Consider the following 20088-nt stretch of genomic DNA (forward strand, 5'->3'; position numbering starts at 1 on the left):
CAGTGAGGATTGCCGTCACCGGGGCCGGCGGAGTGCTGGGCCGCGGCCTGGTGACCGGGTTGCTGAACCAGGGTCACCAGGTCATCGGTATCGACCGCCGGCGGCCCGAGAGCTGGCCCGGCGCAGCTGAATTCGTTACCGCTGAGCGCCGCGACGCCACGGTGCTGCGGCGTGCCGCCGCGGGAGCGGACGTCGTCGTACTGCTCGAGCTGGCGCCCGAAGGCATCGCCGATGTGGTCGCGGCCGGAGCCCAGCGCATCGTGTTCGTCTCCTCGGCGCAGGTCTACGGCGATGCGACCGGACCGGTGACCGAGGACGCCGCGGTCAATCCGGTAACTCTGGCCGGTTGGCGATCGGCGCAGACCGAGGCGGTGCTTGCCGCGTCCGGCACGCCGTGGGTGGCGATCCGACTGCCGCTGGTGGTGGGCCGCGGCGTCGACTATGAACTGCGCCGGCTCGCCGCGCGCCCGGTGCTGCCCGTCGCCTCGACCGACCGGCGAGTGCAGGTGGTGCACACCGATGATGTGCTGCGGCTGCTGACGCTCGCCGTACTGGGCGACGAAAAGCGCTCCGGTGCAATCCATCTGGCCGCAGTCGGTTCGCTGACGTGGCGTCAGTTCGCGGCGGCGCTGGGACGTCCGGTCCTGCCCGTCGGCGCCAGGCTCGCCGCCCTCGGGCGTCGGGCCATGCTGCCGGACGCGGCGCTGCTGGACACCTCGCGGTTACATGACGCCTGGGGATTCACCCCGGCTTGGACCGCCGAAGAATGCCTGCAGGATTTCGCGCTGGCGGTGCGAGGCCGAGTCGCGGTGGGCCGGCGGGTGTTCGCGCTACCGTGGCGGCTGGCCCCCGTTCAGGACCTGCCCGCCGTCGACACCCCCGCCGACGACGGCGTGGTGCCCCGGCTGGCCGGCCCCGCCGGTGACAACGGCGAATTCGACACCCCGATCGACCCGCGGTTCCCGACCTTCCTGGCCACCAATTTGTCCGAGGCGCTACCCGGTCCGTTCTCGCCGTCGTCGGCATCGGTGACGGTGCGGGGATTGCGTGCCGGCGGGGTGGGCATCGCCGAACGGCTGCGGCCCGGTGGGGTGGTGCAGAAGGAAATCGCGATGCGCACCGTCGCGGTGTTCGCGCACCGGCTGTACGGGGCCATCACGTCGGCGCACTTCATGGCCGAAACAGTGCCGTTCGCCAAGCCCGCCACTATCGTCAGTAACAGCGGATTCTTCGGTCCCAGCATGGCGTCGCTGCCGATCTTCGGTGACGAACGTCCGCCGTCGGAGACGAATCCGGTGCGCCGGCAGCTGCGCACCGTGCGCAATATCGGCGTGTTCGGCGTCAACCTGGTGGGACTGAGCGCCGGTTCGCAGCTGGACACCGATGACTACCTCGCCGACGTGCAGCGACTGGAGCAACTGGTCGGCGACGACGTGACCCGGCTCGGTGATCGCCGGCTGCGCAGCCTGATCCTGCTGGCCCGCGACCACGTGGTGCACGGCTGGCTGCTGGCCTCCGGGTCGTTCATGCTGTGCGCCGCGTTCAACGTCCTGTTGCGGGGGCTGTGCGGTCGGGAGGCCGCGCCGACCGCCGGACCGGAGCTGGTCAGCGCCCGATCCGTCGAAGCGGTGCAGCGGCTGGTGGCGGCCGCGCGGCGTGACCCGACGGTGCTTCGGGTGCTCGCCGAACCCGGTGCGCGGCTGGGCAAGCTGGCCGTCGAGGCGCCGGAGTTTCATGCCGCGGTGTTCGCCGAGCTGGCACTGATGGGCCACCGTGGCCCGGCCGAGGTCGAGATGCTCTCCACGAGCTACGCCGACGATCCCGAGTTGCTGGTCCGGATGGTGACCAAGGCCCTCGACGTCCCGCCCGCTCCCACGCCCGAGCATGCGTCGATCCCGTTGCACGCCAAGCCCGTTGCGGTGTTGGCAGCCCGCCAGCTGCGTGACCGCGAGGTACGGCGGGACAGGATGGTGCGCGCCATCTGGGTTCTTCGTGGGCTGCTGCGCGAGTACGGACGCCGGATGGTCGAGGAGGGTGTGTTCGGATCCGTGGACGATGTGTTCTACCTGTTGGTGGACGAACTCGACGCGTTGCCCGCGAATGTGGGTGATTTGGTGGCCAGGCGCCGCGCCGAGCAACGCCGGCTGGTGGCCGTCGTCCCGCCGACCGTGTTCAGCGGAACCTGGCAGCCCACCACCTCGTCGGCGGCGATGCTGGCCGGCGGGGACACGCTGCGCGGCGTCGGCGTCTGTGGTGGCCGGGTGCGCGGCCGGGTGCGCATCGTCCGTCCGGAGACCATCGACGACCTGCAACCGGGTGAGATCCTGGTCGCCGAGGTCACCGACGTCGGTTACACCGCCGCGTTCTGCTACGCCGCCGCGGTGGTCACCGAGCTCGGCGGCCCCATGTCGCACGCAGCCGTCGTGGCCCGCGAGTTCGGGTTCCCGTGTGTGGTCGACGTGCGGGACGCCACCCGGGTGTTGCCGGCCGGGGCGCTCGTCGAGGTCGACGGCACGACGGGCGAAATCCACCTGCTCGAACTCTGATAGCGCTACTCTGTGCTGCACGTCCGCCGGGATCCGGGGAGGTGCGCCGATGTCGTCCGTGGTTACCACGCCTGAGACGATGGCTGCCGCCGCGGCGCAGTTGACGCGGCTGGGGTCAATGGTCAACGCGGCCAACGCAATTGCCGCGTCCCCGACACTGGAGGTGCTCGCGGCGGGCGCCGATGAGGTGTCTGCCGCCATTGCGGCGGTGTTCGGCCGCCACGCGCTGGGATACCAGTTGGTGAGTGCGCAGGCCGCAGCTTTCCACACCGAGTTCGCGGCGGCGCTCGCCGGGGGTGCCGCGGCGTATGCGGGGGCCGAGGCGGCCGCCGCGGCGCCGCTGACCGACCTGCTGAACCTGATCAACGCGCCGTTCCAGTTGATTTTGGGCCGCCCGTTGATCGGCAACGGCGCCGACGGCGCGGCCGGGACCGGCGCCGACGGTGGGGCCGGCGGATTGTTGTTCGGCAACGGCGGCGCCGGCGGGTCGGGCGGCGGGGTTCATCCCGCCGGTGGCCGGGGTGGTGCGGCGGGTTTGCTCGGCAACGGCGGCACCGGGGGTGCGGGGGCGGTCGGCGCTGTCGGTGGTTCCGGCGGAAACGGTGGCTGGTTGTTCGGTAACGGCGGGACCGGGGGCGCCGGCGGGGACGCTCCCGCCGGGATCGGTGGGCTCGGCGGCGCCGGCGGCCAGGCGATGCTGTTCGGGGCGGGCGGCACCGGCGGTGCCGGCGGCTTGGGTGCCAACGGCGGCGGCAACGGTGGAGCCGGCGGTTGGGGTGGTCTGCTCGTCGGCAACGGAGGCGCCGGCGGCCCGGGCGGACTGGCGACGGCGGCAGGTAACGGCGGGGTGGGCGGCGCCGGCGGCAGCGCCTGGTTGATCGGTGACGGCGGCGCCGGTGGGCACGGCGCCGCGGTCACGGCAGCCGCGGACACCGGCGGGCTCGGTGGTTTCGGCGGCGCCGGCGGTAACGGCGGATTGTTGCTGGGCAACGGCGGCAGTGGAGGCGGCGGCGGGACCAGTGCAGCGGGCGGCGTCGGCGGCGCCGGCGGGCTGGGTGGCAGTGCCGGGTTGATCGGCGCGGGTGGTGCCGGTGGCGGCGGCGGACTGGGTGGCGGGCACTTCAGCGAGAACGGCGGCATCGGGGGCAGCGGCGGTGCCGGTGGCTGGCTGTTCGGCAACGGTGGTGCCGGGGGGTCCGGTGGCGACGCGTTGACCCAGGCGATCGGGGTCGGCGGCAACGGCGGTGCCGGCGGTGCGGGTGGTGCCGCCAGGCTGCTCGGCGAGGGCGGGATCGGCGGGGTGGGCGGTGCCGGCGCGCCCGCTGACAGCGCGGGCGGTGCCGGTGCGCGCGGTGGTCGCGGTGGTTCCGGCGGCTGGTTGTTCGGCAATGGTGGGGGCGGTGGCCGCGGCGGTGCCGGGGGGTCGGCCGGTGCCGGTACCGGTGGGCCGGGCGGCAGCGGCGGCGACGGCGGATCCACCACGTTGATCGGTGACGGTGGCGACGGGGGAGCCGGTGCCGGCGGCGGCCCGGGCACGACCGTCGGCGCCAACGGGACCGGCGGGAACGGTGGCGTGGGCGGGTTGCTGTTCGGCAGCGACGGGACCCCCGGCGCATCCGGGTGACGGGTTAGATCGACCAGGTGTTCGGGTCGGGCGCAAAACAGAAGGCGGGGGCAGGCGGCAACGGTCGCCTCGGGTCATTGGAGATCGCGTCGATCACGAGCGCGAGATAGCGTCGCCACCCGTCGCTGGCTGGTTCCATCGTCGACAGCACGCCGTAGAGCATCGCGATCAACCGCGGCAAATCGTCGGCGACGACGTCGGACCGGATGCGGCCGACCCGTTGGCCGCGCCGGACCAGCTCGCCGAGTGCCTCGTTCAGGGTGTCAGAGACGTCCGGTGTCAGTGAGCCGGCCCGCCGCGCTGCGATCAACAGAGATTGTTCGCGGGCGCCGAGGGTGACCGCCGCCTCGATCAGCTGTGTCAGACCGCGCACTGGATCGGCACTGCGAACGGCGGCCTCGATGGCCGGGCCCAGGTTCTCGACGATGCTGTGGTCCAGGGCGGCCCGGACCAATTCGCCCTTGGTGGGAAATCGGCGGTACAGGGTGCGCTCGCCGACGCCGGCTCGACGCGCGACCGCCTCCACCGGCGCGTCCGGCCCGATCTCGCCGTAGACCTCCCGCGCGGCGCGCAGGATCCGCTCGACGTTGCGCGCGGCATCGGCCCGCAGCGTCGGCCGGTCCTGAACGGCTGTCACCGCTACAGGGTAACGGGCTGTTGACTGCCGATGCGGGCAGCTCTACGCTCGGATAACTGACAGTCAACTGACACTTGTTGGGAATCATCGTTCATGGCAACAACTTCCGATGTCCGATCCGAACCGGACCTTCCGGTCATCCCGGTCCCGCGCTCGCCGCAGTGCCCGCTCACGCCGCCCGCCGAATTCGGCACCTGGCGAGACGAGGCCGGGCTGCGCAAAGTCATGTGGCACGGTCAAGAGGCCTGGATGGTCAACCGGTACCAGGACATCCGGGCGGCGCTGGTCGATCCGCGGTTGTCAGCCGACACCATCCCCGATTTCCTCAAACCGCAGCACACCGAGAACGCGCCGATCATGTTCGCCCGGATCGATGATCCCGAGCACCATCGGCTGCGCCGGATGCTGACCAGCAATTTCACCTTCCGGCGCACCGAGGCGATGCGGTCACAGATTCAGCAACTGGTGGACCATTACCTCGACCGGATGATCAGCAACGGACCCCCGGCGGACCTGGTCCGCGACTTCGGGCTGCCGGTCCCCTCGCTGGTGATCGCGCTGCTGCTCGGCGTGCCGCCCGAAGACCTCGAACTGTTCCATCACCACACCACGGTCGGCCTGGACGTCAAGTCCTCCGACGAGGAAAAGGCACAGGCCTTCATGGCCATGTACGCCTACATTCAGGAACTCGTGGACCGCAAGGAACACGAACCCGGTGACGACCTGATCAGCCGCCTGGTCACCGACTACGTCATGACCGGACAGCTCACCCGCGAGACGGCGGGGATGAGCAGCGTCATCATGATGCAGGCCGGTCACGAAACCACGGCCAACATGATTTCGCTGGGAACGGTTGCGCTACTCGAGCATCCCGATGTCTATCGTCGCCTGGGGGAGACCGACGATAAGGCGGTGATCGCCAACATCGTCGAGGAACTCATGCGCTACCTGTCCATCGTGCACAGCCAGGTGGATCGGATCGCGACCGAAGACTTCGAGCTCGGTGGTCAGCTGATCCGCGCCGGAGATGCGTTGCTGATGAACCTGCCCGCCGGGAACTGGGACGAGACGTTCGTGGACCATCCAGACGATCTCGATGTCGATCGAAATACCCGCGGCCACTTGGGCTTTGGTTACGGTGCGCACCAGTGCATCGGAGCGAACCTGGCCCGGGTCGAGATGCAGGTCGCGTTCGCGACGTTGGCGCGCCGACTGCCCGACCTGAAACTTGCGGTGCCGGCAGCAGAACTGCGGTTCAAGGAATCCGACATCTACGGCATGAAAGAGCTACCGGTCAGCTGGTGACGGTCAGGGGCAGTTGAAGGCAACCCCGACACCCTCGGGCGCCGGCACCGAACTCAGGCACCCGAACGGTTCGATCCCCGCGGCGCTGAACCGAGCCGCGGACTGATGGGCGTAGTTCACGCAGAACAAGCCGACTTGGTCTGCGCGGCAACGAAAGTCGTCAAACGCCACCGAGGCTCCGTTGGCCAGTTCGGCTCCGGTACCGTTGAGGAAAGGTCCCGGATCGGCGCGGGCGGAGCCGACCTGCAGGTGGCTGCCGTCGAAATCGACCCAGCCGCCTTTCCACTCACCGTAGGCGGTCTCGGGTCGGGGCGGGGGGTTGGTGAGCTCGACCAGACAGGACAGCAGACCGGCGGTGTGCTTGGCGTCGGTCGTGCATTTCGCTTTGCCCCCCGAGGCACTGAACGCGGTGTCCGCACCGATCTTGTAGCCCGTGGCTTCGGCGGGGCGACCAGCTTCGATCCAGGCGATCACGGCAGCGACCGGAGCGCCGGCAGCAGGTACCGCCGCCGACGGCGGGTTGGCTTGTGACGGAATCTTGGTCACGGTCGAACTGGCCGCGCTGCTGGTCTGCGAAGGACCGGCATGGTCCCCACCGGTCTGCGAGCAGCCGGCAACCAGCAGTGTCACTGCCACCAGCACGGCGTTGCGCATTCCGACAGGTTATCCGCCGCGCCCAGAGATTCGGGCTTCGGTGCGCACTATGTACGTAGTGTCGGATACCGTCGGTCTATGCATGAGCGCACTGTCCGCGCCCGCACCACCGCCGGCACCGTCGAAGGCTTCACCCGCAACGGCGTCAACCGGTGGCGATCCATTCCCTACGCCCGGCCACCGGTAGGCCCGCTGCGCTACCGCGCGCCCCAGCCCGCGCAGCCCTGGTCCGGGGTCCGGCACTGTCACGGGTTCACCAACTGCGCACCGCAGCAGCGTCGCTATACCCTGCTTGGTGTCGGCAGGTACCAGCCGATGAGCGAAGACTGCCTCACCCTCAATGTCGTCACTCCCGAACAGGGGCACGACGAACCGTTGCCGGTCATGGTCTTCGTGCACGGCGGCGGCTACATCCTGGGCAGTTCGGCTACCCCGATCTACGACGGGGCCGCGCTGGCCCGGCGCGGCTGCGTCTACGTGTCGGTCAACTACCGGTTGGGCGCCCTCGGTTGTCTGGACCTGTCGGCGTTGTCCACCGCGGATGTCACCATCGACAGCAACCTCTACCTGCGCGACCTGGTGCTGGCGTTGCGCTGGGTCAAGGACAACATCGCCGGGTTCGGCGGTGACCCGGACAACGTGACGATCTTCGGGGAGAGCGCCGGCGCGCACATCACTGCGACACTGCTGGCCGTTCCCGCCGCCGCGGGACTGTTCCAGCGGGCCATCTCGGAGAGCCCGGCAGCCGGTATGACGCGTTCGCAGGAGGTCGCCGCCGAGTTCGCCGACCGTTTCGCCCAGCTGCTCGGCGCGAACCGCCAGCATGCGGCCGAGGCGGTGATGCGGGCGTCGGCAGCCGAGTTGATCGACACGCAGCACCGGCTCATCGATCAGGGCATGCAACAGCGGCTGGGTGCCTTCCCGATCGGTCCGGTCTTCGGCGACGACGTTGTGCCGGTCGATCCGATCGAGGCGATGCGGTCCGGCCAGGCGCACCAGGTCCCGCTGATCGTGGGCACCAACGCCGACGAGGGACGCCTGTTCACCCGCTTCCTCGGCATGTTGCCGACCAATAAGGCGATGGTCGAAGCGCTGCTCGCCGACTTGGAACCCGCTGCGCGCGAACGCATTACCGCCGCCTACCCCAGGTATCCACATTCCTCGGCCTGCATCCAGCTGGGTGGTGATTTCGCGTTCAGTTCCGCGGCCTGGCAGATCGCCGAGGCGCACGGCGCGCACGCGCCCACGTATCTGTACCGGTACGACTACGCGCCCCGGACGCTGCAGTGGTCGGGGTTCGGCGCCACGCACGCCACCGAACTGTTCGCCGTCTTCGACATCTACCGGACCCGGTTCGGCGCGCTGCTGACCGCCACCGGCGATCGGCGTCCCGCACTCAAAGTCAGCAACCAGGTACAACGGCGCTGGCGGGCGTTCAGCCGTACCGGGGTACCGGGGGACGACTGGCCGGTCTACACCCACGCCGACCGTGCCGTGCTGGTGATCGACCGGAAAACCCGCGTCGAGTTCGATCCGCATCAGCACCGCAGACTGGCCTGGGACGGCTTCTCCCTGGCACGCTGACCGGTATGGCGTCTCCCTACACAGACCAGGCTCTCGAGCGACCCGGCGACCTCACTGCCGAGTGGCTGACCGCGACGCTGCGCGCCGGTACCGTCACCGACTTCACCGTCGAACGCATCGGCACCGGCCAGATGAGCGAGTGCTACCGCATCGCGCTGACGTACGCCACCGACGCCACCCCCGATGTCGACCGCCCGCAATCGGTGGTGCTCAAAGTCGCCGCCACCGACCCGGTGAGCCGGCAGACCGGCCTGGCGATGGGACTCTACGAGCGCGAAGTCCGGTTCTATCGCAGCATCGCACCGCGCCTGGGTGGGGCGATCGCGCCGTGCTACCACGCCGCTGTCGACGTCTCCACCGGGATCTTCGATCTGTTGCTCGACGATGCTGGTCCCGCCACTGCGGGTGATGAAATCGCCGGTGCCACAACCGATCAGGCGTTGCTGGGGGTCACTGAGCTGGGCCGGTTGCAGGGCCCCCTGCTGGGGGATGCGGCCCTGGCTGACGCGCAGTGGCTCAACCGGGATTCGCCGCTCAACCAGGCCATGGTCAGCGCGTTGTACGCCGACTTCGTCACCCGGTACAGCGACCAGATCGCACCGGAACATCGTGAGGTCTGCGAGCGCCTGGTGGGATCGTTCGACGGATATGTGGCCGAAGAAGCCGCCCGCGGCGGAATTCAGGGCCTGGTGCACGGTGACTACCGGCTGGACAACATGCTGTTCGGCGCCCCGGGCGCCAACCGGGCGCTCACTGTCGTCGACTGGCAGACCGTCTCCTGGGGTCCGGCGCAGACCGATCTGGCCTACTTCCTGGGCTGCGCCCTGCCGGTGGCGGACCGTCGCGCCCAGTATGAGGACCTGCTGCAGGCCTACCATCAGGCGCTGGGGCCGCAGTCACCCATCACCTTGGCAGAAGTCCGGGAAGGTGTGCGCCGGCAGAGTTTCTTCGGCGTGATGATGGCGATCGTCTCGTCCATGCTGGTCGTGCAGACCGAGCGCGGCGACCGCATGTTCATGACGCTGCTGCAGCGGCACTGCCAGCACGTGTTGGATACCGACGCGTTGGCCACCCTGCCCGCCGCGGCGGTGCCGGAACCGCTACGACCTTCGCCGCAGGACGAACTCGCCCACGCCCCCACCGACGAACCATTGTGGAGCGAGAGCTGGTACGCCGATTTCGTCTGCGCGGCAGAAGGATTGGGGGGCTGGTTTCGTCTCGGCCGGATAGCCAACGAACAGCAGGCCTGGATACAGGCACTGCTGTGTGGGCCCGAGCTGCCTACCGTCGCTGTCGACTGCACAGTGCCGCTACCGCAAGACCCGTGGCGGGCGCGAACCGAGACCCTCGAACTCACCCACGCAGCCGACGAGCACCTGCAGACCTACCGGGTCGACCTCCGTGCACAAGGGCAGTCCTATGCCGACCCGTCGGCGTTGCTGCGCGGCGAGCCGGGCGAGCCGGTCGAGGTCGCGATGGACCTGGTCTGGACGACCGTCGGAATCCCCTACCAATACCGGCTGACCACCCGGTATGAGATCCCGTGCACCGTCACAGGTGCCGTCACCGTCAAACATGCTCGCTACCAGCTGGATTCGGTGCCAGGACAACGCGACCACTCCTGGGGGGTGCGCGATTGGTGGAGCATGGACTGGATGTGGAGCGCGATACACCTGCAGGACGGCACCCACCTGCACGGCTTGAGTCTGCAGATACCGAACACGCCGCACATCAGTATCGGCTACGCCCAGGACGCAGCGGGCGGCATTGTCGAGCTGAGCACCGTGACAATTCGAGAAGCGTTCGGCGCCAACGGTTTACCGGAGGACACCACGTTGACGCTGGAACCGGTTGGGATCACCGCGGCCGTTTCGGTGCGCGCGCACGCACCGGTACGGCTGACCGCCGTCAACGGGCGAGTGAGCCAGTTCCCGCGGGCCTGGGTCGAGGTCACCACCGCCGACGGCCGCAGTGGCGTCGGCTGGATGGAATGGAACCGCAGCCGCGTCGAACCGGCTCCGTGAGCCGCGTACGCGGTCCGATAGTCGTGATGGGCGTATCCGGATCGGGCAAGACGACCGTGGGCGCCGCGCTGGCGCAGCGAATGGCGGTGCCGTTCCTGGACGCCGACACCCTGCACCCGCCGGCCAACATCGCGAAGATGCGTGCGGGTGAACCGCTGACCGACGCCGACCGGCACCCCTGGCTGGAACGCGTCGGCGCCTGGCTCGCTGAACACGGCGACGGCGTGGCCGGCTGCTCGTCGCTCAAACGCAGCTACCGCGACCAACTACGCAAACACAACGACACGGCACGGTTTCTGCACCTGCACGGCACACCCGAGCTGATCGCCGCACGCCTGCAGGCCCGGTCCGCCCACTTCATGCCGGCCGCATTACTGCAGTCGCAATTCGACGCCCTGGAGCCGCTGGCCCCGGACGAAAGCGGTGTCGTGGTGGAACTCAGCGAGCACCAGGACGTCGAGACGATCGTGACTGCGTTCCTGGCTAACGACGCCAGCGCTTGCGACGGCTGCTGAGCTCGTCGTCGATCCGGTCCCGCGCCGTCTCTGCGAGTTCGTTGCCGCGCGCGACCGCCCGATCGGCGAGTTCGCTGCCCCGGTGCGCGGCACGGTCGGCGAGTTCGCTGCCCCGGTGCGCGGCGCGGTCGGCGAGTTCGCTGCTGCGTGCCGCCGCCCGGTCGGCGATCTCGGCACCGCGGTGCCGGGCGGTCTCGGCGAGCTCAAGACTGCGCGCCTGCGCGGTGTCGGCCAGTTTCTTGCTGCGCTTGCGGGCCTTCTTGGCATACGGCGCGCTCTTCTCGACCGCAGTGCTGGCCAGCTCTTCACTTCGTTTGCGCGCTTTCTTCGCATACGGTGCGCTCTTCTCGGCGGCGGTGCTGGCCAGTTCGCGGCTGCGCTCCAGCGCGGCTTCGGCGAGCGGTGCGCTCTTCTCCGCTGCGGTGCTGGCCAGTTCGCGGCCCCGCTCCAATGCGGCTTCGGCGTACGGTGCGCTCTTCTCGGCGGCGGTGCTGGCCAGTTCGCGGCTGCGCTCCGCCCCGACCTGCAGGCCGTGCACGATGCGCTCGGCCACGTCGGAGTCGAGCAGCGAGTCACTCGACCCGGACACCCGCTCGGAGAGTCGCTCGGCCGCCCGTCGGCCCCGCCAACCCAACGACGGCTTACCCGCGGTGTCGGCGGAGGCGATGATCAGCCCGCCCAGCAGGCTCACGTCGCCCAGGAAGGCACGCCGCTTCTCGGCCTTGCGCTCGGGGTCGGTTTCGGTCCAGAACTGGTGTGTCCCAAGGTTGCCCGGAATGACTGTCAGAGCCAGCGCCGCCGACGCCAACCGCGGCAGCCGACCAGCGGCGAGCAGCACCCCGCCGCCGATCTGTACCGCCGCGTTGATCTGAGCGAACGTCTCGGGGTCAGACGGGATGTTGGCACTCACTGACTCGGGCAGCGCCTGCAAACCGTCGACGGTCGGTTGTGCGGCTTGAGCTGCGGGTTTCGGGTTAAGCAACGCCTCCACCCCTTGGCCGATGAAGACAGCTGACAACATGGGTCGCGCGATTCGTCGGATCAACATGGCCGCTGTGTTCCCCGGCCGGACAGCCCACAAACCGCCGGATTCATGCCAATCCACCCCGACTCCCGAGCACCTACCAGCACCAGTCCGACGACGCTAAGGTTTACTCGTGCGGGCGCTCATCATCGTCGACATGCAAAACGATTTCTGCGAGGGCGGAGCTGTTGCGGTCACCGGTGCACATGCGCTGAGCCTGGCGATCAACGAATACCTCACCGCCCATTGCGATTACGATTACGTCGTCGCCACCAAGGACTTTCACATCGACCCCGGCGACCATTTCTCCGACCATCCTGATTACGCCTCGTCCTGGCCGCCGCACTGCCGCGCAGGCAGCCTGGGCGCGGAATTCGACGCCGCCCTCGACACCGGCCCCATCGAGGCGGTCTTCCGCAAAGGCGCCTACGCGGCGGCGTACAGCGGATTCGAAGGCGTCGACGAAATCGGGACCGCACTGCTGGATTGGCTGCGCCTGCGCGACGTCGACGCGGTCGACGTGGTCGGTGTCGCCACCGATCACTGTGTGCGGCACACCGCCTGCGACGCGGCCAGGTCCGGCTTGACCACCACGGTGCTGCTGGGTCTGACTGCCGGCGTATCGGCGGACGCCACCGCCCGCGCGCTGGCCGAGATGCGCACTGCCAGCATCGAGTTGATCGGGAGCCGCTGATGGCCACGCCGGACCGAGCTGAACTGCTGGCCACTGTCGAGCGGTCGCCGCAGGCGGTGGCTGCGCACGACCGCGCCTCCTGGGTGCAGGTTTTCGCCGCCGACGGTCGCATCGAGGACCCGGTGGGATCGAGGCCGCACGTCGGGCACGACCAGATCTATCGTTTCTACGACACCTTCATCGGTCCGCGGGACATCACGTTTCATCGCGACCTGGACATCGTGGTGGGCCACACCGTTCTGCGCGATCTCGAACTCGAAGTCGGGATGGGACCGGCGGTCACCATGCGCATTCCGGCCTTCCTGCGTTACGACCTGCGCAAGGTCGGCGATCAGTGGCAGGTGGCCCGGCTGCGGGCGTACTGGGAGTTGCCGGCAATGATGCTGCAGTTCCTCAAGTCAGGGACGCGCGCCCTGCCACCGGGTGTGAACCTGGCCCGGGGATTGCTCGGCAATCAGGGTCCGCTCGGCACCGTCGGTTTCATGGCGGGTTTTCGTCGGGTCGGCGCGCGGCACAAGAAGGTGCTGGAGAACTTCCTCGGTGCGGTGGCACGGGGTGAGCAGGGCGTCGCGTCCCGGGCGTTGGTGGCCACGGCCACCATCACGCTGGGTGACGAGGAGGGCATCGACCTCGCCCAACTCGTCGACCAACTGCGGGATGCCAAGTGGACCAAGGTGATCGGGGCCGGGCCAACCGTGGCGGTGTCGATCGACACCCGCCGCGGACGCGGCGTCTTGTTCGCCGACGTGGCATGGCGCGGCGACCGGATCAATCAGATCCGTTACTTTGCAGCTTGATTCACCGTGTCCGGCCACTCATTCGCGCGGCGCCGACTGTCGACACCTCTGCCGCGAGGGTGAAAGCGGCGACGCGCCCACGGCGTGTCCCGTCGTGAAATTCACGATCGGCAAGAACTATTGCCGGGTGATGGATCGCTATGGAACCGATGTCCTGGCCGGAGGTGCGCGGCGCAAACCCCGCTCTGTAGAACACCCCGTCGAGATGGGCATGGTCGTCGAGGACGCCCAGACCGGTTACGTCGGCGCGGTGGTCCGCGTCGAGTACGGCCGCGTCGACCTCGAGGACCGGCACGGCAAGACCCGCGGTTTCCCACTGGGTCCGGGTTTCCTGCTGGACGGCCAGCCGGTGATCCTCACCGCACCGCGCCGGGCAGCACCGGCCCCGCCTGCGCGGACGGCGTCCGGGTCGGTCGCCGTGCCGGGCGCGCGGGCCCGGGTGGCGCGTGCCAGCCGCATCTACGTGGAAGGCCGCCACGACGCGGAGCTGGTCGCCCAGGTGTGGGGTGCGGACCTGAAACTCGAAGGTGTGGTCGTCGAATATCTGGGCGGGGTCGACGATTTGGTAGGGGTCGTAGCCAAGTTCCGGCCAGGTCCCGGGCGCCGGTTGGGGGTGCTGGTCGATCACCTGGTCGCCGGGTCGAAAGAGTCGCGCATCGCCGAGGCTGTGCGACAAGGCCCCGGCGGCGCCGACACCCTGGTGGTCGGGCATCCCTTCGTCGACATCTGGCAGGCCGTCAAACCGCAGCGGCTGGGCCTGGAGTCCTGGCCGACGGTGCCGCGGACCATCGAGTGGAAGTGCGGGGTCTGCCAGGCGCTCGGCTGGCCGCACGCCAACCAGGCCGACATTGCCCGGGCCTGGCAGCGGATCAGGTCCAGGGTGCGCGACTGGAACGACTTGGAGCCGGCGCTGATCGGCCGCGTCGAAGAGCTCATCGACTTTGTGACGTAGCTCACCGTCACGTTCTCCGGTCGGGCCGGCACTAACGCTTCGAACAGCACATCGCCTGCAGAAGTGGAGGACGTCATGACCAACGCGCTTGTCATCGATGCTCAGGGTCTGGACCGCCTGTCGTGCAACGCCAAGGCCGACCCCAGCACGGGCCGAAAGACCCTGAAAGCCAAGACGGTCTGCGAGTCCGGGTTCCGCAACATGACCTACGTGCGCGATCTGGCGCCGATGCTGGTCGGCGAACCGCCGGCGCTGCTGGGCGACGATTCGGCGCCCAACCCGTCCGAGGCCTGCCTGGCGGCGCTCGGCTCGTGCATCTCGGTCGGATTGCTGGCCAATGCCACCCACCGCGGGGTGACCCTGACCAAGATCGAGGTCGAGATGGAGGGCGACATCGACATCTCCGCCGTGTGGGGCGTCGGTGACACTCCGGACGGCAAAGTGCTGGGCATCACCGACGTGCGCTGCACGGTGACATTGGCCGGCGACGCCGACGATGCAACGCTGCAAGAGATCCACGACAACGCCATCGCCTGGTCGCCCGTGGTGAATACATTCAGGCGTCCCGTAACTGTCGACTCGGAACTTTCGATCGGCTAGGCAGACAGAGTGACAACCACGATCGACGCCATGACCGGCCTGCTCGACCCCGATCTGTTGGCAGACATCCGTGCCCGGGCCGACGCATTGGACCGCGGTGCGGACACTGCGCGCCGCAGCTTCGCCGGCCTGGGTGCCGCGGGTCTGCTCGGGGCGGGAGCACCGGGCAATGCGGACGGCAAGCTGGGCCGGATGGCCGAGGTGATCAAGGCGATCTCCGGGGAGTGCATGAGCACCGGGTTCTCGGTGTGGGCCAACCGCATGACGGTGGAGTACCTGCATACGGCGGCAACGCCATTCAGCCTCGCAGCGGTGCAGCCGCTGCTGGCCGGCACCGCACTGGGGGTGACCGGCATGGCCGCCGCCTTCAAGGAGTCGGCCGGGTGCGGCAACCTCGAACTCACCGCCACAGCGGTCGACGGCGGCTACCGGGTGAGCGGTCCGATCCGGTGGGCGTCGAACTTGTACGAGGACTCGCTGCTGGTCACCGCGGCACGTACCGACCGAGGTGAGCAACTGATCGTTGCGCTGCCGCTGCGGACCGCAGGTGTCACGGTAGGAGACCGGTTCACGTTGCTGGCGATGGACAGCACGGCGTCGTCGTATCTCAACTTGTCCGACGTGCACGTCCCCGCCGAACAGGTGTTGTCCACCGATTTCGAGGAGTTCCTTGCCGCGGTGCGGCCGACCTTCCTGGTGCTGCAGTCCGCCATGTGCATCGGTTTGGCGAAAACCGCTGTGGCCCAAGCCAGGTCGGGGTTGTCCGGGGTGAATGCGGTATACACCGACGAGGTCGACACGCTGGGTCACCAGCTCGTTGCAGCAGAGACGCGGCTGACCGAAATGGCCGATGCAGTCGGGGGAGAACGGGCGCCCGGCAAGAGGGAACTGCTGAAATTGCGCCTCGATTCTGCCCAAGTCGCCAGTGCCGGAGCAGCTTTGGAGGTCCGCACTGCCGGCGGCAAAGGCTACGCGAGCAGGACGCCCGCCAGCCGCCGCTACCGGGAGGCCGCGTTCATCCCGGTGCAGTCGCCGTCGGAGGCTCAGTTGCGCTGGGAACTGGGCCGCTGCCCTTGAGATGGCGCTGAGCGAGCACTCGGTCGGCGGATTCTCGCTGGCCGGCCTGGTACGCGACTATCACCGGCCGATGGTGAAGTTCGCCTGCACGATGGTCAGTTCACCCGCAATGGCCGAAGAGGTGGTGCAGGAGGCCTGGATCCAGGTGCTCAGGTCAGCGGAGTCGTTCGAGGGCCGCTCCTCGATCGCCACCTGGTTGTTCGGAATCGTCAAGCACACCGCGTTGCGGCACCGTCGTCGGGAAACCCGGATCCGCGAACACGAGGTGCTCTCCGAGGACGACGATCCGCTGTCGGGCCGGATGCACCCGGCGGGTCACCCCGACGCCGGGCACTGGAGCCTGCCGCCGTCGAGACGGTTCCTGCCGGAAGACCGGACCGTGCAACGCGAACTCGTCGGGTTCGTGCGGGCGGCACTGGACACGCTGCCGGTGCGGCAGCGCCAGCTGATCATCCTGCGCGACCTGGTCGGCACGTCGTCGGAGGAAGCCGCCGAGATCCTGGAACTGTCGGCCGACGCGCAGCGCGCGCTGCTGTATCGCGCCCGAGGGAACCTTCGCAACGAACTGGAAAGGCGGTATCAACGATGACCGTCTACGACGACTCCGTGCCCGCCATCGACTGCGTCGAATTCGTCCGGCTCGTCGACGACCTGGTCGACTCCGACCCGCGCCAGTGGGACGCGATCGTGGCCAGGCATCTGGCCGACTGCCCACCGTGCCTGGTCTATCTGCAGCAGATGCTGGACCTCAAGGCGCTGCTCAGAATCGTCTCGGACGGTCAGCACCTGAGCGACACCGACGTGCTGGGCATCATCGACACAATGCTTCGCGACGGCCGCTAGAACCCGAGTCTCAACGTCAGCCCAGGCCCAACGCCCGGCGGCAGGGGTCTCGTAGTATCGGGCCTTGTGGCGAAATACGGGATCCTGGTCGCGGTCGACGGTTCGGCCGAGTCCGACGCGGCCCTGGCATGGGCGACCCGCGAAGCCGCCCTGCGCGATGTGCAGCTCACCCTGCTGCACGCGGTCGCACCCGTCGTCGTCGGCTGGCCGGTGGGTCAGCTCTATACCGAGATGCCGGCGTGGCAGAAGGACAACGCCGACGAGGTCGTCGCGCACGCTCGCAAGACAGTGTCCGAAACCGGGACCGAACCGCCCGAAGTCCACGTGGAGGTGGTCTACGCCAACGCGGTTCCGTCGCTGATCGAAGCATCCGAACAGGCCCAGCTGGTGGTGGTGGGCAGCCAGGGGATGGGTGCGTTGGGCCGGATGCTGCTGGGTTCGGTCACGGCGGCGCTGCTCCAGCACGCGCATTGCCCGGTCGCGGTCATTCGGTGCGGCGACGGCATCGTTGCCCCGGACCCGCACGCACCCGTGCTGGTGGGTATCGACGGTTCGCCGGCGTCGGAGGCCGCGACGGCGTTCGCGTTCGACGAAGCCTCCCGCCGCGGCGTCGACCTGGTCGCGCTGCACGCGTGGAGCGATGTCGGGGTCTTCCCGGCGCTGGGCATGGATTGGCACGAGCGCGAGGGCGAGGGACAACAGGTGCTCGCCGAACGATTGGCCGGCTGGCAGGAGCGGTATCCCGACGTCCACGTGCAGCGATCGCTGGTCTGCGACACGCCCGCGAAGTGGCTGTTGGATGCGGCCGAGCGGGCCCAGTTGGTCGTCGTCGGAAGCCGCGGCCGCGGCGGATTCACCGGGATGCTGCTGGGCTCGGTCAGTTCGAGGGTCGCGCACGCCGCGCGGGTGCCAGTGGTTGTGGTCCCCTCCTGAAAAGGGGTCTTTGGTCCTTCTCGTTGAGGGCCTTGGATAGGCGCGGGGGCTGACGGTTGCCGCATACCGTGACACCATGACCTATGTAATCGGCAAGGAATGCCTGGACGTGGCCGAGAAGTCCTGCGTGCAGGAATGCCCCGTTGACTGCATCTATGAAGGCGCCCGAACGATGTACATCAATCCCGACGAGTGTGTCGACTGCGGAGCCTGTAAGCCGGCCTGCCGGGTGGATGCGATCTATTGGGAAGGCGATCTTCCGGAGGACGAGTTGATCCACCTCGACGACAACGCGGCGTTCTTCCGCCAGATCCTGCCCGGTCGCAGCGCCGCGCTCGGATCACCAGGCGGTAGCGCGGTGGTGGGTCGGGTGGGTGTCGACACGCCGCTGATCGCAGCCATGCCGGCCAACAACACCTGATCGGAGGGCCGCGAGATGACGGCAGCCGGGAACATCAAGGCCGACGGGGTCGTGGTCGGCGCCGACGGTTCGCCTGCATCGAACGCGGCTGTCGTATGGGCGGCCCGCGATGCGGCCCTCAAGAACATCCCGTTGACCGTCGTGCACGTGGTCAACACCGACGTGTCGACCTGGCCGCCGATGCCCTACCCGGATACCTGGACGGTCTGGCAGGAAGACGGCGGACGCAAGATCGTCGCCGAGGCGGTCCAGCTCGCCGAGAAATCCGTCCCACCGGACCGCAAGCTGGCCGTCAACAGCGAACTGATCTTTGCCACCCCGGTGGCCACGATGATCGAAATCTCAACACACGCAAATCTTTTGGTGGTTGGTTCGTCTGGTCGGGGAGCCGTGGCCCGGTTGTTGCTCGGTTCGGTCAGTTCCAGCGTGGTGCGGCACGCCAAGTGCCCGGTCGCTGTCATCCACGACGAAGATCCGTTGATGCCCAATCCGCTCGGTGCGCCGGTGCTGCTGGGTATCGACGGGTCGCCGGCATCGGAAGCGGCGACCGCGCTGGCTTTCGACCAGGCCTCGCGTCGGGGCGTCGAACTCATCGCGCTGCACGCCTGGAGCGACCGGGAAGTGATCGAGCTGCCGGGACTGGATTGGTCGCAGGTCAAGGTTGAAGCCGAGCTCAGTCTGGCCGAACGGCTGGCCGGTTGGCGGGAGCGGTATCCAGACGTCACCGTATCCCCGGTCGTGGTGTCCGATCGTCCGGCCCACCAACTCGTCGCGCGATCGGAATCGGCCCAACTCGTCGTCGTGGGCAGTCACGGGCGAGGTGCCATCGCCGGGGCGTTGCTGGGTTCGGTGAGCAACGCGGTGGTGCACTCAGCGCGGATGCCGGTGATCGTCGCCCGGTGATCACCCGGGTTGAAACCCGGCCCCGTGGGAACCCCTGTGGCATGGCTGAATTCAGAGTTATGGACCCGCACGGTGAAGTCGTCGCGACCAAGGAGATCGAAAGCGCCGAAGATGCCCACGCCTGGTTCGTCGACCAGGTCGCCGACAACTCCGAGCTGGGCTGGCGTCTGGAGGTCAACGCAGACGGAGAATGGTCGTTCTTCGACGACACCGAGGGCGCATCGAACTGAAGGGCTGAAACCTCAGGTAGTGGTGCGGCCGACCCGCCGGTGTGCGGTCAGCAGCAGCTGGTCGAAGTCATTCTTCGGGGCAACTGCGGGCGTTACGGTGCGGAAGTCCCTGACGATCTGTTCGGCCAGCGCCCGCAGCTTGATGTTGGATTCCTGGGACAGCCACTTCAGTAGATCGAACGCCGCATCGTCGTCGATGCCGTAGATCAGCATCAACATGCCTTTGGCTTGTTCGATGGCGGCGCGGTTCTCGGCGATCTCCGCCAACTTCGCGGTGACCAGTGCTTCTTGCGCCCGGCCGGCGATGGGGGAGACGTTGACATAGAAGCCATGGGTGCCGATAACCTCTCCGTGATCGTCGAGGAGCTGGTCGCTCACCACGACGACGTGGTGCACCTGTCCGGTGGCGTCGATGATGCGGTGACGCGTGCGCCACGCTCTGCCGGTTTTCACCGTGTCCGCGATGGCTGCGGCGACCTTGTCGCGATCGTCGGGATGTTTGTGCGACAGCACCAGTTCGGTGGTGGGGCTGATGCTGCCCGGTTGGTAGCCGTGCATCAGCTGCAGTTGGTCTGACCATTCCCAGCGCTGGTCGGCGATGAAGAACCGAAACGAACCCTGCCGCTGGGACGCCCCCTCGGACGCGGCCTGTCCCGGTGGTGTCGTCGGACCCTCGAGATCCCTGGACATCGCGGACGCCGCCTTCCCTAGATTCAGTTGCACAG

General features: G+C 68.4%; 21 protein-coding genes. 17 read left to right on the forward strand and 4 right to left on the reverse strand.

Features of this window, described 5'->3' with window-relative positions:
* The first annotated feature begins 2 nt into the window (after positions 1 to 2).
* Together AC5Y6Y_RS02505 and AC5Y6Y_RS02510 are read left to right on the forward strand one after the other, a co-directional pair.
* Positions 3 to 2546 (forward strand): PEP-utilizing enzyme, encoded by a 2544-nt coding sequence (locus AC5Y6Y_RS02505; protein WP_499929236.1) that lies wholly within the window; start codon positions 3 to 5, stop codon positions 2544 to 2546.
* Between the two features lie 49 nt (positions 2547 to 2595).
* Complete coding sequence (locus AC5Y6Y_RS02510) at positions 2596 to 4170, forward strand: PE family protein (protein ID WP_499929238.1); 1575 nt, start codon at positions 2596 to 2598, stop codon at positions 4168 to 4170.
* Between the two features lie 4 nt (positions 4171 to 4174).
* Here the strand turns inward: AC5Y6Y_RS02510 and AC5Y6Y_RS02515 are convergent, their stop codons facing one another.
* Positions 4175 to 4807 carry a TetR/AcrR family transcriptional regulator gene (locus AC5Y6Y_RS02515; protein WP_463824369.1) on the reverse strand — a complete coding sequence of 211 codons (633 nt, stop codon included), beginning with the start codon at positions 4805 to 4807 and terminating at the stop codon, positions 4175 to 4177.
* A gap of 93 nt (positions 4808 to 4900) precedes the next feature.
* Here AC5Y6Y_RS02515 and AC5Y6Y_RS02520 point away from each other — a divergent pair, with 93 nt between their 5' ends.
* Positions 4901 to 6112: a cytochrome P450 gene (locus AC5Y6Y_RS02520; RefSeq protein ID WP_463824368.1), complete on the forward strand. Its 1212-nt coding sequence runs from the start codon at positions 4901 to 4903 to the stop codon at positions 6110 to 6112.
* Positions 6113 to 6115: 3 nt separating this feature from the next.
* Here the strand turns inward: AC5Y6Y_RS02520 and AC5Y6Y_RS02525 are convergent, their stop codons facing one another.
* Complete coding sequence (locus AC5Y6Y_RS02525; protein ID WP_463824367.1) at positions 6116 to 6766, reverse strand: hypothetical protein; 651 nt, start codon at positions 6764 to 6766, stop codon at positions 6116 to 6118.
* Between the two features lie 78 nt (positions 6767 to 6844).
* On the opposite strand from AC5Y6Y_RS02525, the gene AC5Y6Y_RS02530 reads away from it, so the two are divergent.
* From AC5Y6Y_RS02530 to AC5Y6Y_RS02540, 3 genes are read left to right on the forward strand one after another with little or no spacing between them, the layout of a single operon-like run.
* Complete coding sequence (locus AC5Y6Y_RS02530) at positions 6845 to 8350, forward strand: carboxylesterase/lipase family protein (protein WP_499929241.1); 1506 nt, start codon at positions 6845 to 6847, stop codon at positions 8348 to 8350.
* Between the two features lie 5 nt (positions 8351 to 8355).
* Positions 8356 to 10374, forward strand: a complete 2019-nt coding sequence (locus tag AC5Y6Y_RS02535; protein ID WP_499929243.1) for a DUF7064 domain-containing protein — start codon at positions 8356 to 8358, stop codon at positions 10372 to 10374.
* A 26-nt stretch (positions 10375 to 10400) separates the two neighbouring features.
* A complete protein-coding gene (locus tag AC5Y6Y_RS02540) occupies positions 10401 to 10889 on the forward strand; it encodes a gluconokinase (RefSeq protein WP_499929245.1) in 489 nt (162 codons plus the stop codon).
* Here AC5Y6Y_RS02540 and AC5Y6Y_RS02545 read toward each other — a convergent pair.
* On the reverse strand, positions 10858 to 11937 hold the full coding sequence (locus AC5Y6Y_RS02545) for a DoxX family protein (RefSeq protein ID WP_463824363.1): 1080 nt from the start codon (positions 11935 to 11937) through the stop codon (positions 10858 to 10860). The two genes, AC5Y6Y_RS02540 and AC5Y6Y_RS02545, sit on opposite strands and share 32 nt — an antisense overlap.
* A gap of 109 nt (positions 11938 to 12046) precedes the next feature.
* Between AC5Y6Y_RS02545 and pncA the strand changes: the two genes are divergently transcribed.
* The 11 genes from pncA (at position 12047) to AC5Y6Y_RS02600 (ending at position 19363) form a co-directional block, all read left to right on the forward strand.
* Positions 12047 to 12607, forward strand: coding sequence for a pyrazinamidase PncA (pncA, locus tag AC5Y6Y_RS02550; RefSeq protein ID WP_499926195.1), 561 nt, complete (start codon positions 12047 to 12049; stop codon positions 12605 to 12607).
* Positions 12607 to 13404: a nuclear transport factor 2 family protein gene (locus AC5Y6Y_RS02555; protein WP_499926197.1), complete on the forward strand. Its 798-nt coding sequence runs from the start codon at positions 12607 to 12609 to the stop codon at positions 13402 to 13404. Before pncA ends, AC5Y6Y_RS02555 begins: the two co-directional genes overlap by 1 nt.
* 127 nt (positions 13405 to 13531) lie before the next feature.
* A complete protein-coding gene (locus AC5Y6Y_RS02560; RefSeq protein ID WP_499926405.1) occupies positions 13532 to 14356 on the forward strand; it encodes a DUF3097 domain-containing protein in 825 nt (274 codons plus the stop codon).
* A 75-nt stretch (positions 14357 to 14431) separates the two neighbouring features.
* Positions 14432 to 14956, forward strand: coding sequence for an OsmC family protein (locus AC5Y6Y_RS02565; RefSeq protein ID WP_463824360.1), 525 nt, complete (start codon positions 14432 to 14434; stop codon positions 14954 to 14956).
* A gap of 713 nt (positions 14957 to 15669) precedes the next feature.
* Positions 15670 to 16044 carry a DUF1190 domain-containing protein gene (locus AC5Y6Y_RS02570; protein WP_499929348.1) on the forward strand — a complete coding sequence of 125 codons (375 nt, stop codon included), beginning with the start codon at positions 15670 to 15672 and terminating at the stop codon, positions 16042 to 16044.
* Complete coding sequence (locus AC5Y6Y_RS02575; RefSeq protein ID WP_463824358.1) at positions 16035 to 16622, forward strand: RNA polymerase sigma factor; 588 nt, start codon at positions 16035 to 16037, stop codon at positions 16620 to 16622. The genes AC5Y6Y_RS02570 and AC5Y6Y_RS02575 overlap by 10 nt, the downstream gene beginning before the upstream one ends.
* The gene (locus tag AC5Y6Y_RS02580) at positions 16619 to 16876 is read left to right on the forward strand and encodes a hypothetical protein (RefSeq protein ID WP_499929248.1); all 258 of its coding nucleotides are present in this window, start codon (positions 16619 to 16621) and stop codon (positions 16874 to 16876) included. The genes AC5Y6Y_RS02575 and AC5Y6Y_RS02580 overlap by 4 nt, the downstream gene beginning before the upstream one ends.
* A 66-nt stretch (positions 16877 to 16942) precedes the next feature.
* On the forward strand, positions 16943 to 17809 hold the full coding sequence (locus tag AC5Y6Y_RS02585) for a universal stress protein (protein WP_463824356.1): 867 nt from the start codon (positions 16943 to 16945) through the stop codon (positions 17807 to 17809).
* Between the two features lie 76 nt (positions 17810 to 17885).
* Positions 17886 to 18230, forward strand: a complete 345-nt coding sequence (fdxA, locus tag AC5Y6Y_RS02590) for a ferredoxin (RefSeq protein ID WP_463824355.1) — start codon at positions 17886 to 17888, stop codon at positions 18228 to 18230.
* Between the two features lie 15 nt (positions 18231 to 18245).
* On the forward strand, positions 18246 to 19133 hold the full coding sequence (locus AC5Y6Y_RS02595; RefSeq protein WP_499929250.1) for a universal stress protein: 888 nt from the start codon (positions 18246 to 18248) through the stop codon (positions 19131 to 19133).
* 41 nt (positions 19134 to 19174) lie between these two features.
* The gene (locus AC5Y6Y_RS02600) at positions 19175 to 19363 is read left to right on the forward strand and encodes a hypothetical protein (RefSeq protein WP_463824353.1); all 189 of its coding nucleotides are present in this window, start codon (positions 19175 to 19177) and stop codon (positions 19361 to 19363) included.
* 12 nt (positions 19364 to 19375) lie between these two features.
* Here the strand turns inward: AC5Y6Y_RS02600 and AC5Y6Y_RS02605 are convergent, their stop codons facing one another.
* Positions 19376 to 20053 carry a PAS and ANTAR domain-containing protein gene (locus AC5Y6Y_RS02605; RefSeq protein ID WP_499929252.1) on the reverse strand — a complete coding sequence of 226 codons (678 nt, stop codon included), beginning with the start codon at positions 20051 to 20053 and terminating at the stop codon, positions 19376 to 19378.
* Positions 20054 to 20088: the final 35 nt, after the last annotated feature.

The sequence above is a fragment of the Mycobacterium sp. NGS24 genome (assembly GCF_059813065.1).